Origin of the sequence: Sphingomonas sp. (assembly GCF_025353885.1) — a bacterium.
Classification (GTDB): Bacteria; Pseudomonadota; Alphaproteobacteria; order Sphingomonadales; family Sphingomonadaceae; genus Sphingomonas_O.
The window spans coordinates 1-12,702 of the sequence record NZ_JANXNX010000108.1; the positions used below are offsets into that span (position 1 = coordinate 1).

At 65.6% G+C, this 12,702-nt stretch carries 20 protein-coding genes; 14 read left to right on the forward strand and 6 right to left on the reverse strand.

Features of this window, described 5'->3' with window-relative positions; translation table 11 throughout:
- Nucleotides 1–45 precede the first annotated feature (45 nt).
- Together serS and Q0R02_RS11945 are read right to left on the reverse strand one after the other, a co-directional pair.
- On the reverse strand, nt 46–1,311 hold the full coding sequence (gene serS / locus Q0R02_RS11940) for a serine--tRNA ligase (protein WP_293883789.1): 1,266 nt from the start codon (nt 1,309–1,311) through the stop codon (nt 46–48).
- 151 nt (nt 1,312–1,462) lie between these two features.
- Nucleotides 1,463–2,344, reverse strand: a complete 882-nt coding sequence (locus tag Q0R02_RS11945; protein WP_293883791.1) for a PEP-CTERM sorting domain-containing protein — start codon at nt 2,342–2,344, stop codon at nt 1,463–1,465.
- A gap of 401 nt (nt 2,345–2,745) precedes the next feature.
- Here Q0R02_RS11945 and dksA point away from each other — a divergent pair, with 401 nt between their 5' ends.
- The gene (gene dksA, locus Q0R02_RS11950; protein ID WP_293883812.1) at nt 2,746–3,111 is read left to right on the forward strand and encodes an RNA polymerase-binding protein DksA; all 366 of its coding nucleotides are present in this window, start codon (nt 2,746–2,748) and stop codon (nt 3,109–3,111) included.
- A gap of 117 nt (nt 3,112–3,228) precedes the next feature.
- A complete protein-coding gene (locus tag Q0R02_RS11955; RefSeq protein ID WP_293883792.1) occupies nt 3,229–3,678 on the forward strand; it encodes a PilZ domain-containing protein in 450 nt (149 codons plus the stop codon).
- A gap of 27 nt (nt 3,679–3,705) precedes the next feature.
- Here Q0R02_RS11955 and Q0R02_RS11960 read toward each other — a convergent pair whose 3' ends face one another.
- Complete coding sequence (locus Q0R02_RS11960) at nt 3,706–3,870, reverse strand: DUF465 domain-containing protein (protein ID WP_293883793.1); 165 nt, start codon at nt 3,868–3,870, stop codon at nt 3,706–3,708.
- 178 nt (nt 3,871–4,048) lie between these two features.
- Between Q0R02_RS11960 and Q0R02_RS11965 the strand changes: the two genes are divergently transcribed.
- From Q0R02_RS11965 to Q0R02_RS12000, 8 genes are all read left to right on the forward strand, one after another.
- A complete protein-coding gene (locus tag Q0R02_RS11965; RefSeq protein ID WP_293883794.1) occupies nt 4,049–4,246 on the forward strand; it encodes a DUF465 domain-containing protein in 198 nt (65 codons plus the stop codon).
- 33 nt (nt 4,247–4,279) lie between these two features.
- Nucleotides 4,280–4,732: a DUF1465 family protein gene (locus Q0R02_RS11970; RefSeq protein WP_293883795.1), complete on the forward strand. Its 453-nt coding sequence runs from the start codon at nt 4,280–4,282 to the stop codon at nt 4,730–4,732.
- Complete coding sequence (locus Q0R02_RS11975) at nt 4,732–5,238, forward strand: CvpA family protein (RefSeq protein ID WP_293883797.1); 507 nt, start codon at nt 4,732–4,734, stop codon at nt 5,236–5,238. The genes Q0R02_RS11970 and Q0R02_RS11975 overlap by 1 nt, the downstream gene beginning before the upstream one ends.
- A 14-nt stretch (nt 5,239–5,252) precedes the next feature.
- The gene (locus Q0R02_RS11980) at nt 5,253–5,657 is read left to right on the forward strand and encodes an iron-sulfur cluster assembly scaffold protein (protein WP_293883814.1); all 405 of its coding nucleotides are present in this window, start codon (nt 5,253–5,255) and stop codon (nt 5,655–5,657) included.
- 29 nt (nt 5,658–5,686) lie between these two features.
- Entirely contained in the window at nt 5,687–7,405 is a 1,719-nt protein-coding gene (locus tag Q0R02_RS11985) for a cation:proton antiporter (RefSeq protein ID WP_293883816.1), read from the forward strand.
- Nucleotides 7,402–7,743 (forward strand): DUF423 domain-containing protein, encoded by a 342-nt coding sequence (locus tag Q0R02_RS11990; RefSeq protein ID WP_293883798.1) that lies wholly within the window; start codon nt 7,402–7,404, stop codon nt 7,741–7,743. Before Q0R02_RS11985 ends, Q0R02_RS11990 begins: the two co-directional genes overlap by 4 nt.
- Nucleotides 7,744–7,835: 92 nt before the next feature.
- Nucleotides 7,836–8,021, forward strand: coding sequence for a type II toxin-antitoxin system VapB family antitoxin (locus Q0R02_RS11995; protein ID WP_293883800.1), 186 nt, complete (start codon nt 7,836–7,838; stop codon nt 8,019–8,021).
- Nucleotides 8,018–8,176: a hypothetical protein gene (locus Q0R02_RS12000; protein WP_293883801.1), complete on the forward strand. Its 159-nt coding sequence runs from the start codon at nt 8,018–8,020 to the stop codon at nt 8,174–8,176. Before Q0R02_RS11995 ends, Q0R02_RS12000 begins: the two co-directional genes overlap by 4 nt.
- Before the next feature lie 8 nt (nt 8,177–8,184).
- On the opposite strand, the gene Q0R02_RS12005 is transcribed toward Q0R02_RS12000, so the two are convergent.
- The 3 genes from Q0R02_RS12005 to Q0R02_RS12015 are packed head-to-tail and all read right to left on the reverse strand — an operon-like array spanning nt 8,185 to nt 9,991.
- Entirely contained in the window at nt 8,185–8,334 is a 150-nt protein-coding gene (locus tag Q0R02_RS12005) for a DUF2256 domain-containing protein (protein ID WP_293883802.1), read from the reverse strand.
- Nucleotides 8,334–9,449, reverse strand: a complete 1,116-nt coding sequence (gene aroB / locus Q0R02_RS12010) for a 3-dehydroquinate synthase (RefSeq protein ID WP_293883803.1) — start codon at nt 9,447–9,449, stop codon at nt 8,334–8,336. The genes Q0R02_RS12005 and aroB overlap by 1 nt, the downstream gene beginning before the upstream one ends.
- Nucleotides 9,446–9,991 carry a shikimate kinase gene (locus Q0R02_RS12015; protein ID WP_293883804.1) on the reverse strand — a complete coding sequence of 182 codons (546 nt, stop codon included), beginning with the start codon at nt 9,989–9,991 and terminating at the stop codon, nt 9,446–9,448. Before Q0R02_RS12015 ends, aroB begins: the two co-directional genes overlap by 4 nt.
- 108 nt (nt 9,992–10,099) lie before the next feature.
- Between Q0R02_RS12015 and Q0R02_RS12020 the strand changes: the two genes are divergently transcribed.
- The 4 genes from Q0R02_RS12020 to Q0R02_RS12035 form a co-directional block, all read left to right on the forward strand.
- Nucleotides 10,100–10,231 (forward strand): hypothetical protein, encoded by a 132-nt coding sequence (locus Q0R02_RS12020; RefSeq protein ID WP_293883806.1) that lies wholly within the window; start codon nt 10,100–10,102, stop codon nt 10,229–10,231.
- The gene (locus Q0R02_RS12025) at nt 10,215–10,541 is read left to right on the forward strand and encodes a hypothetical protein (protein ID WP_293883808.1); all 327 of its coding nucleotides are present in this window, start codon (nt 10,215–10,217) and stop codon (nt 10,539–10,541) included. Before Q0R02_RS12020 ends, Q0R02_RS12025 begins: the two co-directional genes overlap by 17 nt.
- A gap of 9 nt (nt 10,542–10,550) precedes the next feature.
- Nucleotides 10,551–12,014: a hypothetical protein gene (locus Q0R02_RS12030; RefSeq protein WP_293883810.1), complete on the forward strand. Its 1,464-nt coding sequence runs from the start codon at nt 10,551–10,553 to the stop codon at nt 12,012–12,014.
- 35 nt (nt 12,015–12,049) lie between these two features.
- The coding region (locus Q0R02_RS12035; protein ID WP_293883818.1) for a tyrosine-type recombinase/integrase at nt 12,050–12,702 on the forward strand (653 nt) is incomplete at its 3' end.

Sequence of the window (12,702 nt, forward strand, 5' to 3'; positions counted from 1 at the left end):
CAGCTGTATAGGCCCCGGCCTGCGCCGGGGTGACGGGCATATAGGTCAGGCGGGCGTCAGCCGCGCCAGGCCACCCATATATGGCAGCAGGGCTTCGGGCACGATCACGCTGCCGTCGGCCTGCTGGTAGTTTTCGAGCACCGCGACGAGCGCACGGCCGACCGCAAGGGCCGAGCCGTTGAGCGTGTTGACGAATTTCGTGCCCTTTTCACCCGCCGACCGGTAGCGCGCGTTCATGCGGCGGGCCTGGAAATCGCCGCAGTTCGAACAGCTGCTGATCTCGCGATACTGTTGCTGGCCGGGTAACCAGACTTCGAGGTCAAAGGTCTTGCGCGCGGTGAAGCCCATGTCGCCGGCGCAGAGCAGCATTCGGCGGTAAGGCAGCGCCAGACGGTCGAGGATGGTCTCGGCGGCCTGCGTCATGCGTTCGTGTTCGGCCTCGGACTGGTCAGGCGTGGTGATCGACACCAGCTCCACCTTGTCGAACTGATGCTGGCGAATCAGCCCGCGCGTGTCGCGCCCGGCGGCGCCCGCTTCCATGCGGAAACAGGGGGTCAGCGCGGTGAAGCGCAGGGGCAGTTCGGTTTCGGCCAGAATCCTGTCGCGGACGAGATTGGTCAGCGACACTTCGGCGGTAGGGATCAGCCAGCGACCATCGGTCGTCCTGAACAAATCGTCGGCGAATTTTGGAAGCTGTCCGGTTCCGAACGCCGCCTCGTCGCGGACGAGCAGCGGCGGGCTGACTTCCTGGAAGCCGAACTCGGTGGTCTGGACGTCGAGCATGAAAGCCCCGAGCGCGCGCGACAGGCGGGCCATTGGCCCGCGCAGATAGGCAAACCGCGCGCCCGATACCGATTGCGCGGTTTCGAAGTCGAGGCCGAGCGCGGGACCAAAATCGGCGTGTTCGCTGGCCGTGAAATCGAAGGTCGGGATGGTGCCGTGAGTCCGTTGGACGACATTGCCCGATTCGTCGGTGCCGTCGGGGACGTCGGGCGCGGGCAGGTTGGGGAGGGTGGCGAGCAGGTCGTGCAATTGTTTCTCGGCCTGTTCGGTGGCCGGTGGGGCGTTCTTCAGCGCCTGCGCCTCGGCCTTCAGGCGGTTCGCCGTTTCATGATCGCCCTGCGCGATTGCCTGGCCGATCTGCTTAGCGATCGCGTTGCCGTCGGCCTGCGCCTTTTGAGCGGCATTCAGGACCGCCCGGTTGAGCGTATCGGCCTCCAGGATCATCGTCGCGGCACCAGCGGCCCCGCGACGGGCCAGCCCGGCGTCGAAAGCCTGGGGATTTTCGCGGATCAATCGAATGTCGTGCATGAACCGCGGCTAGCGGGGAGGCGCGACGGAGGCAAGATGGATGGGGATGCCGTCACCCCGGCGGAGGCCGGGGCCTATACGGGTGTCGGGTCGGGTGCATTTCTTTCTGACAGCCGTATAGGCCCCGGCCTGCGCCGGGGTGACGATGTTGTCAGACGGTTTTCTTCACGAAACGTGCACGCACCACCAGGGCTGCTGCGCCGAGGCCGAACATCAGGACCATCGGCGGGGCGGGGACCGGATGCGGATCGCCGGGGTTGGGTGGTCCCCAGCCCCCGCTTGATGTCGAGGTCGACGTCGAGATGTTTCCCGACGAGGACGACGATGTGGAGCTGCTGGTCGAAGACGAGGTCGACGATGCGCTCGACGTCGAGACGTTGCCGCTGGACGACGAGGTTGAGGAGACGTTGCCGCTGGAGGTGGAAGTCGATGACCCGCCGGTCGAACTGGTCGAGGTCGACGTCAGGCCGCCGGTGCTGCTCGACGTCGAACTGCCGCCCGAACCGCCCGAAGCCGACGACGTGGAGCCGCCGCTGGTCGAGGTTGAGCCACCACCGGTCGAGACCGATACGACATTGTTGATCTGAGACACGACGACGCCGCCGCCGCCAGAGCCACCGCCGCCGCCGCCGAAACCGCCGCCAAAGCCACCCCCGAAGCCGCCGCCGAAAAAGCCGCCGCCCGAACCGCCGACGACAGGAATAAAGGCACCGCCGCTGCCCCCTTCAAATCCGCGGCCCGGTTCATAGGCGGCGTCGCGCGCCATCATCGGGGGCAGGGGCGCCCGGCTGGCGATCGTGGTGACGGTCGTGCCGCCCCCGGTCGCGCACGCGGTCTGGATTGTCCGGCGCACCTTTCGCACGACGCGGCGCTGGGCCACACGAACCGGCGCGACGCGCTTGTGCTTCACGATCTTTCGGACGTGATGGACGCGGGGGCGGGGCTGTTCGGTGACGTGCATGGCACCGCCACCGATGATCGCACCGCCGCATGCGCAAGCGCAGAGTTTCGCCAAGGCCATCTTCACCGACATGACATCGTATCCCGTGTTCGCGTCGCATTGGCGGGACTGTCGCCTGCGATCCTGTGACTTCACCGTGCAGAGTCTGGCGAATGGTTCAAGCCAATTAACGCGCTTTTTACCAGATTCAGTGCCTTTCGCGACAGGCCGTCCGGCGAAATCCGGTTAATGTTTCATTTAGGGGCTGTTTTGTCCGACCTCTTGTCGTTTTGCTGGATACTTGCGTTGATCTCCAGTCGCTTGCGCGGGTCGGACAGCCTCCCTATAGGCGCGCCAATAGCAATTGAGTGTCCGGGAACGCACGATTGCGGCAACCGGGCCAGCGGTGGAGAATTCGAGTGGCGACCGTGGCAACAGATACACCGACAAGCGCTGGCGATGCCGAGTATCGACCGTCGGCAGACGAGCCCTTCATGGGCGAGAATCAGCTGAATTACTTTCGCGAAAAACTGGTGGCGTGGAAGGATTCGCTGCTGCGTGAGGGGCAGGACACGCTGACGACCCTGCAGAACGAACCCTTACGCGAACCCGACGTCACCGACCGTGCGTCTAGCGAGACCGACTGGTCGATCGAGCTGCGGACGCGCGACCGCCAGCGCAAGCTGATCGCAAAGATCGACGCCGCGCTGCGCCGGATCGAGGATGGTGAATACGGATATTGCGATGTGACCGGCGAGCCGATTTCGCTGAAGCGGCTGGAGGCACGCCCGATCGCGACGATGACACTGGAAGCGCAAGAGAAGCATGAGCGCCAGGAGAAGGTGTCGCGCGACGAATAGCTTCGACCCATTTTGGGGCAGGTGGCCTGGTCTTTTCAGGTGGTGTTTACGGTTTGGCCAGCTTTGGGGCGTAGCCCCGATGACGGAAACAAACCTTGATCGCGGGAATTTCGAATCGTGAATGCGCAAGCCGATACGGGGCGGGTCAACGCCGAAAATGGCCAGGCCAATGAAGGCGGCGACGGGGCAAGCAGCAATGCCAATTCCAGCGAGGTCGGCAGTGTGGAACGTCAGGCACGCGACAGCCTGTTCCTGAGCGCGACCCTGCGTGTCGAGGGGCAGGCGACCCCGATCACCGTGCGCGTCCGCAATTTGTCAAACGGTGGCATGATGGTCGACAGCAATGCGATTCTGTCGCCGGGACAGACTGTCCGCACCGACTTGCGCGGGATCGGCCCGGTGACGGGCACGGTTGCATGGGTCGAAGCGGGGCGCGCAGGCGTGGCGTTCGACGACATGGTCGACCCGAAAATGGCGCGATATCAAGGTAATCCTGATGCTGTCGCGGCAGTGACCCCAGCACCGCAGATCGACGAACGTCGCCCGGGCCTGAAACCGCGCGGATAGCTATCGCGTCCGCGCAGTTCCGGCGGTTTAGCCCGAAGTTCGCCCGCTCAACGCTTCCTTCAGCCGCAGCTTTTGTTTTTTCAACAGGCTGAGCAACGTGGGGTCGGGAAGCGGGCGGCGCGATTCGTCGGCAAGGCGGCGTTCGATCCCGGCGTGTTTGGCTTCCAGGGCTGAGAGGTGCGTCGATTGCATGTGGCAAACTCCTTCAAAGCAGGGGCCGATTGAACCACCGATCATAACGATTGTCTCCCTGTTTCTTGGGGGGAATCGACAGACCGATTCGGCAGGTGCGATGAACCGATTTAACGGGCCGATTGAACGGGGCACGGCTCCGGTCTAACGATGGCGCTGTCATGACCGGGGGCACGCAATGGAACCGAACGAGCTGGCGGTTCGCCTCCATAATTTCAGGATCGAGCACCGCGACCTCGACTTTGCGCTGGACGCGATCCGCGCGCAGGGCACACCCGATCAGTTGCAGGCCGCGCGGCTGAAAAAGCGTAAACTGCGGCTGAAGGACGAGATCATGCGGCTCGAAACGATGCAGATCCCCGATATTATCGCCTAGCGTTGGCACGGGCTGAGTGCCAAGGGGGGAACCATGCTCGCGCGGCGCCTCACCGATAGTCTGTATGTCGATGCCATGTTGCTGGCGGACGAGGCGCGCGCCTATTTCGACGCCAGCTATCGCGACGACGGTCAGGGCCACGAGGTGGCGGCGCTGGAGCCGTTCGACCGGGTGCTGTTCTCGTGCGAGTCGCTGAAGGTAACGACGCGGCTGATGCACATTATTGCGTGGCTGCTGACCCAGCGGGCCGTCGATGCGGGCGAATTGTCGAATGACCAGCTGCGCGATGCGTCGCGGCGGCTGGGCCCTGCGGTGGCAAGCGAACCAGATGCGCTGATGCGGCTCCCCGAAACGGCGCGCACGTTGATCGCGACCAGCGTCGACCTGTACCGGCGGGTCGAGCGGCTGGACGCGGGCTTGGGCGAAGAGGTCGTCACGACCAGCCCGGCGCGGCACCTGCTCCACCGGTTGAGCCAGTCGTTCTGATGACGGGGCTGACCGGGCTGGATGTTCTGGTATTGCTGATTGTCGCGGCGGCGGCGGTGTTCGGGTTCCTGCGTGGGTTCGTCAGCGAGACGATGTCGCTGGCGGCATGGGTGCTCGCGATCCTGGCGGTCAAGATGCTCCACGCGCCCGTCGCCGCCGCGCTGGTCGATCCGATCGGCACCGATACCGGCGCGTCGGTGCTGGCGTTTGCGCTGGTGTTCGGCGCAACCTTCATCGCGGTGCGGATGGTTGGCGGACGGCTGGGGTCGGCCTCGCGACGCTCGCTGCTGGGGCCGGTGGACCGCTTGTTGGGGTTTGGTTTCGGTGCGCTGAAGGGGGTCATCGTCGCGACGCTGGCGTTTTTGTTCGCGTCGCTCGTGTTCGATACCCTGCACGGCGCTTCGCAACCGCGACCTGCGTGGATGACGACGTCGCGGACTTATCCGTTGCTACGCGCAAGCAGCGCCGCCCTTGTGGACTTCGTCGAACGGCGGCGGGCGGAGTGAGCGGACTTTACACGATGGATGTGCTGCGGCTGGCGACAACGCTTGGCCACTGGCCGCGCCTGGAAAATCCCGGATCAACGTCCGAAAAGCGTTCGGTCGTGTGCGGCAGCCGGGTCACGGTCGACGTGGTGCTGGACGACACGGGCCGCGTGGTCGCGTTCGGGCAGGATGTGCAGGCGTGTGCGCTGGGGCAGGCGTCGGCAGCGTTGCTGGCCAAGCACATCGTCGGACTGAGCGCTGCCGAGATTGAGCAGGCGCGATCGACGCTGGCGGCGTTCCTGGCCGGGACGGCGGAGACCATCGGCGATTGGCCGGGACTCGACAAGTTGGCCTCTGCCAAAGGGTATCCAGCGCGCCACGCCTCAATCCGCCTGCCGTTCGAGGCGGCCGCCGAAGCTGCCGCAGGAGCCGGCCATTGAGCGAGACCGCACTGGTCGAAGGCGTCGTCATGCTGGGCGCCGGGTTCGTGTTCGTGATGCTGTTCCGGCGTTTCGGGCTGGGTGCGGTGCTGGGGTATCTGGTCGCAGGAGTCGTCATCGGGCCGCACGGCCTAGGCATCATCGGCGGTGCGGAAAGCAAGCTCGACGCCGCTGAACTGGGGATCGCCCTGTTGCTGTTCCTGGTCGGGCTGGAATTGAACCCCGCCCGGCTGTGGCGGTTAAAGCGAGACATCTTTGGCATGGGGCTGGTCCAGGTCGTCGCCTGTGGACTGGCGGTCGCCGGGATCGTGTGGCTGGTGGCGAGCGTGTCATGGGGCGCCGCACTGGCGCTGGGCCTGCCGCTGGCACTGTCGTCGACCGCACAGGTGTTGCCGAGCCTGAAGGCGTCGGGCCGCATCAACACCCCGTTCGGCGAGCGCGCGTTTTCGGTCCTGCTGTTCCAGGACCTGTCGATCGTCCCACTGATCACGATCATTGCCGCGATGTCGCGCGCGCCCGCCGATCCGTCGGTGCCGCCGGGCTGGCTGATGGCGGTCTATACCGTCGGCGCTATCGCCGGGCTGGTCGCGGCGGGGCGCTATGTCATCGGGCCGGTGCTGCGGCTGGTCGGGCGCGTCGGCGAACAGGAATTGTTCATTGTCGTCGGGCTGTTCACGGTGTTCGCCAGTGCCGCGGTGATGGAGACGCTCCATTTGTCGACGGCGCTGGGCGCGTTCGTCGCGGGCGTGATGCTGGCCGATTCGCCCTATCGCCACGAGATCGAGGCGGACATCGAACCGTTCCGTGCCATCCTGCTGGGGCTATTCTTTATTGCGGTCGGCATGGTGCTCGACATCGGTGCTGTGCTCGACAATCCGGGGATGGTGATCGGCATGGCGCTGGCGCTGGTGGCGACCAAGACCGCGCTGATATTCGGCATCGGCCGCCTGTTCGGCATGGCGACGCGGCCCGCCTTTGGACTGGGGCTGCTGCTGAGCCAGGGTGGCGAGTTCGGCTTTGTCCTGTTCGCGCAAGCGCAGGCGGCGCTGCTGATCGAACCGCGCGCGGCGAGCATCTTTGGCGCGGTCGTCACGCTGTCCATGGCGACGACGCCGTTCCTGCTGATGATAGCGCGCCGTTTCGAACACGCTCCGACCAAGGGCGTAAAGCCCGAGGGTCCGGCCGATGCGCCCGACACGACCGCGATCGTCATCGGTTACGGCCGCTTTGGTCAGACCGTCGCGCACATGTTGCAGTCGCACGGTATCTCGTTGACGCTGATCGACCTGAAGCCGTCGCAGATCGAACGCACCGCCGAATTCGGGGCGAAAGTGTATTATGGTGACGGCCGGCGCATCGACCTGCTGCGGATCGCGGGTGCCGAACAGGCGCGGCTGATCCTGTTCTGCACCGACGATCGCGAACTGGGTCCAAAAGAGCTGTCGCCGATCCTCGGTGCCTTTCCCCAAGCGGCGGTGCTGGTGCGGGCGTTCGACAGGGGACACATGATCAAGCTTGCACCACTCGACCTGACGATCGCCATTCGCGAAGTTTACGAATCGGCGATCTACATGGGGGTCGAGGCGCTAAAATCGCTGGGTGTCGAGGGCGGGCGCATCGAGGACATCGAACATGACTATCGCGAAAAGGACAATATCCGGCTGGAGGCGCAAACCGTGACCGGCGACATGCACGTCCGTGACGACCTGTTCAGCCGCGAACCTGCCATCGTCCGGCGCGAGGCATGAGGCGTGACTGGCTGATCGTGGCGGCGGCGCTGTCGGCGGCGGTGGCCATCGGTGCCGGCGCGTTCGGAGCACATGGCGCGACCGGCGATGCCGGGGAGTTGTTGAAAACCGGCGGGCTGTATCAGATGGTTCACGCAGTAGCAGCGGTCGCGTTGGCCAACCGTGCGCGCGGGGCGACGTGGCTGATGCTGGCCGGGGCGGCGGTGTTCGCGTTCAGTCTGTATGGTCTGGCGATTGGCGCACCTCGAATTGTTGGCGCGATTACGCCGATTGGCGGGCTGGGGTTGATTGCGGGCTGGATTTGGGTGGCGCTTTCGGCGGGCGGTGCGCGGCGGTGAAAGTTGGTGACCTGAATTTTTAACCACTAAAACCGGCATCGAATGATGCTACATATCGTGCGCGATTGGAAAGGTTTGATTATGCGGCGACGGTGGCTCTCGACGATGACCTTATTGCCAAGGCGCAGGCGTTTACCAGTCTTGCCGAAAAGTCTTCGCTTATTCGTGAAGCGCTCAAGGCACTGATCGAGCGTGAGAGCGCGTCTCGTCTTGCCCGTCTCGGCGGCACTGAACCCGGGATCGTCGCGACGCCACGTCGACGTCCGGATCCTTCGTGATACTGGTCGATAGCTCGGTCTGGATCGACCACTTCCGGCATGACGATCCTGCGCTCTCTGAACTGCTCGATAAGCGCCAGGTCCTGTGGACGCGCAATAAACGCTTACGCGCTATCGCCTCCCGCATGAGTCTGGATGCCAATCAGGACCATTGACCTTTCGACTAGGACTTCCCCTTCGCTGCCCGGCATTTGTCCGAACAGTAAACCACATTTTCCCAGTCACGCGCCCATTTCTTGCGCCAGGCAAAGGGGCGTCCGCACGCCGGGCAGGTCTTTTCGGGCAGGTCGCGCTTGGTGACGCCGTTGGGCATCAGGCGGGTTCGCGCGCCAGAGCGGCGTCGGCGTCGAGGAAGGCGGCGACTTCCGCCAGCGTCACCGACTTGTCGAGGAACGCCCTGCCGATGCCACGCGCCAGTAGGAACGGCACGGTGCCGCCCTCGCGCTTTTTATCATGCGCCATGTGCGCGGCGAGGGTCGCGCCCGACGCCATGACGTCAGCCGAGCGCGCGTCGGTGGGCAGGCCCATGCGCTGCAGATGCTCGGTCACGCGGGCGGCGTCGTCGGCCGAACACAGGCCGCGCACGGCGGAGAAGCGAAAGGCGATGGCCATTCCGGCTGCGACCGCTTCACCATGCAGCAGGCGGTCGCTGTAGCCGGTCTCGGCCTCCAGCGCATGGCCGAAGGTGTGACCGAGGTTCAGCAGAGCGCGGCGGCCGCTGGTTTCGCGTTCATCCGCGCCGACAATCGCGGCCTTTGCCCGGACGCTGGTCTCGATAGCGTGGATGCGCGCGGCGGCGTCGCCTGCCAGCAGGGGAGGGCCGTTGGCATCGCACCATGCGAAGAATTCGGGATTGTCGATCAGTCCGTATTTGACGACTTCGGCATATCCGGCGCGAACTTCGCGCAACGGCAGCGTGTCGAGCGTGGCCGGGTCGATCAGGACGAAATCGGGCTGGTAGAACGCCCCGATCAGGTTCTTGCCCGCCCGCGTGTTGATTGCGGTCTTGCCGCCAACCGAGGAATCGACCTGTGACAGCAATGTCGTCGGAATCTGGATGACAGGGCAGCCGCGCTTGACGATGCTGGCGGCAAATCCGGTCAGGTCGCCGATAACACCGCCGCCCAGCGCGACGATCGCCTCGGTCCGCTCGACCTCCAGCGCCAGCAGCGTGTCGCACAGGCGTTCCAGTTGCGCCCAGGACTTGGTCGCTTCCCCGGCGGGCAGGATGACGGGGTCGACGCGCACGCCGGGCAGGGCGGCGGTCAGCGCGGGCAAATGGGTGGCGGCGACGTTTTCATCGGTGACGATAATCAGCCGCCCCCTGCCCAGCCAGGGCGCCAGGTGGCGGGCGGCGTCGCCAATCGCGCCGTTCTGGATAACGATGTCGTAGCTGCGCGCGGCGAGGCCGACGGTGACGATGCTCAAGCGCGCAACTCCCTTAAAATAGCGTCCACAGTCGCTTCATGCGGGGCCGGGTGGCTGAAAACATGAACCGGCGCGAGCGCATATACCGGATTACGAGATACAGCGAGGTCGCGCAGCACGGTTTCGGGATCGCGGTCCAGCAGCAGCGGGCGGTCGCCACGCCGCCCGACGCGCTGGACCAGTGTCTCGATATCGGCCTGGAGCCAGACGGTGGTCGCGCGGTCGAGGATCAGCGCACGGGTGTCGCCCTGCATGAATGCGCCGCCACCGGTCGCGATAACCTTGCGCGAGCCATCGATCAGGCGGGCGATCACGCGGCGCTCCCCGTCGCGGAAATGCGCTTCGCCGAACCGTTCGAAGATTTCGGCGACGGTCAGCCCGGCGGCGGCCTCGATCTCGGCATCGGCATCGACGAACGGCAGGTTCAGGCGGTTGGCGAGGCGGCGGCCAATGGTCGATTTGCCGACGCCCATCATGCCGATCAAAACGATGGGAAGCCTGGAGTCGATGATCTTGCGGAGATCGGGAAGCGATGTGGTCATGTCGGCAGGGGCTATACAGGGGCGGCGTCGTTCGGGCAAAGAGCGGCATGACGGTTTGTCGACGGCGGTTTGTCGTTGGCGGTTTCCAACGAAGCGAGTGCAAGTGCCATGAGAAACGTGATCTGGATTGTCGTTGTCATCGTGTTGATCGGTGGTGTCGTCGCCCTGTCGCGCAAGGACACGAGCAAGCCGCTGACCAAGGTCGAAAAGATCGTGCCCGCCGATGCGCTGGCGAAGTGACCTTTCCGCCGCCGCGCTGACCACAGCGCTGGCGGTCGCGGCGCTGTATCCGGCGATCGCGCAAAAGTCGCCGGAATCGATTTTGCCACCGGGGTTCGGGCAACCAGAGCCACCCGCGCCGCCACGGCCCGCGCCCGACGGACCGTCCAAGGCAACCCGCGATGCCGTTCCCGATTCGGCGCTGACCCCGCCTGCACCCGACGGTGATGCGCCGGTTGTTGCCGAGGCTGTAGGTGATGGTCTGGGCAACGATATGGCTGCGGTTGAGCCGGTTGAACTGCCAGAGGAAGCACGGCGGTCGATCGACTGAGTTGGGCTGATGACGCCCGCAGCGGGTGGGCTGGGCAACGATGCGTTCGGCAATGCCGATGGCGCCTTCCTGACCAGCGTGATGGGCCGGATGCAGGCACCCGTCGCGTCGCGTTGGGCGTCGATCCTGTTGCGCCGGGCGTTGTTGTCGCAAACCGACACGCCGCTGGGGATCGGCGGGGCCGACTGGATCGCCGCGCGCGCCTGGCTGCTGGTGCGGATGGGTGAGGCCGACAACGCGCGCAGCCTGGTCCAACTGGTCGATCCCGTAAATTACACGTTATGGCTGAACACGGTGACGATGCAGGCGGCGCTGGCGACGGGCGACCCCGCGGCGCTGTGCAGCATTGCCGACGCCGCCGCGCAAACCAACAGCGAGCCGAGCTGGCTGCTGGCACGGGCGATGTGCGCCGGGCTGTCGGGTGAACCGGGTACGGCAAGCGCATTGGTCGACCAGGCGCGCGGCACACGGCGCGCGGGACGGTTTGATTCGCTGCTCGCCGAAAAAGTCGTGGGGGTGGGCAGCAATACCAGACGTGCGATCACCATCCAGTGGGATGGCGTCGATCGGCTGACGGCATGGCGCTTTGGATTGGCGACAGCCACCGGCGTGACGATCCCAGAGGCTTTGCTGAACACCGCCGGTCCACAGGTCCGGGCGTGGCAGGCCCGGTCGCCGCTGCTGACGCCGGGCGCGCGGGCGATGTCGGCGGACTGGGCAGCGACGCTCGGGGTGTTTTCGAATGCGGCGCTAGTCGACCTGTATGGTGCGATCTTTGACGATGCCGACCCTTCCGAACGGAGCGGGACGACCGCGCAAGTCTTGCGCGATGCCTATGTCGGGGAACCGGCGGACCGACTGGCGGCGCTGAAGACATTGTGGGGCGACGGCAGCCAATCGGCGTTGCAGCATTATGCGCGCCTGATCCTTGGTGCGAGGGCGGCGGCGATGCTGACGCCTACCGATGGCGCGGCGCAATCGGATGAGATCCTGGCGGCGATGCTGTCGGCGGGGTTCGATATCCAGGCGGCGGCGTGGAGCGGGTCGGTCGGCTCGGGATCGCTTGGCTGGGGATTGCTGGCGGTCGGGGCACCACGCGCGCCGTTTCGGATTGACGGCAGCGGAGTGAACGCATTTCGCAGTGCAGCGGGTGACAGTGGGACGACGCGCGCGCGGTTCCTGTTCGCCGCGCTGGCTGGGCTGGGTCGCCTGCCTGCGGGCGACGTCGAGCAATTGTCGCAGGATTATGGCGTGCCCGTCGGGCGGCAAAATTCGTGGACGCGCGCGCTGGACAAGGCGGTTGCCGACCGGCAGCCGGGCACGGTTGCCCTGTTGTGCGCGGCAGGGATGCAGACCTCCCGCTGGGGCGCGGTCCCGCCAGCCCAGCTTTACCGCATCATTGCCAGTCTGAAAGCCGTGGGGCTGGAGCCTGAGGCGCGGATGATCGCGGCGGAGGCGCTGACCCGGTCGTGACCACCGACGCCCGCCGGATCGCGGACTTTCTCGCGATGCTGGCGGCGGAGGCAGGATCGGCGCTCAATACATTGTCGGCCTATGCGTCGGACCTGGCGCAGGCGTCGGCGATCCTCGGCGGCACGCTGGCGGTTGCCGACGCGATTGCGTTGCAACGGCTGTCGGCGGAGTGGGAACCCCTTGCGCGGTCGAGTGTGGCGCGCAAAACAGCGGCACTGCGGCGTTTTTTCGGATTTTTACAGGAGGAGGGCGTCCGCGCCGACGATCCGTCGCACGCATTGCCGCGCGTGGGTGGGGGGCGGCGGCTGCCCCGGACACTCGATCATGCGGCGGTGGCAGCGCTGTTTGCCGCAATTCCGCCGACCGACCTGCGGCTGATGGCATTGGTTGAACTGCTCTATGGATCGGGACTGCGCGCGACCGAACTGGTCTCGCTCGACCTGAGCGCAATCGCCACCGATCGGCCCTTCACGATCCTGAAGGGCAAGGGCGGGCGTGAGCGGATGGTGCCGGTTTCGGACCGCGCGCGCTTGGCGGTGGCGGCATGGACGGCGGTTCGTCCGCAGGGTTCGCGCTGGCTGTTTCCGTCAGGCAAGGCGCATTTGAGCCGCGTTCGCCTGTTCCAGATGCTAAAGGGACTGGCCATCGATGCGGGCATCCCACCCGAACGGGTCAGCCCGCACGTCCT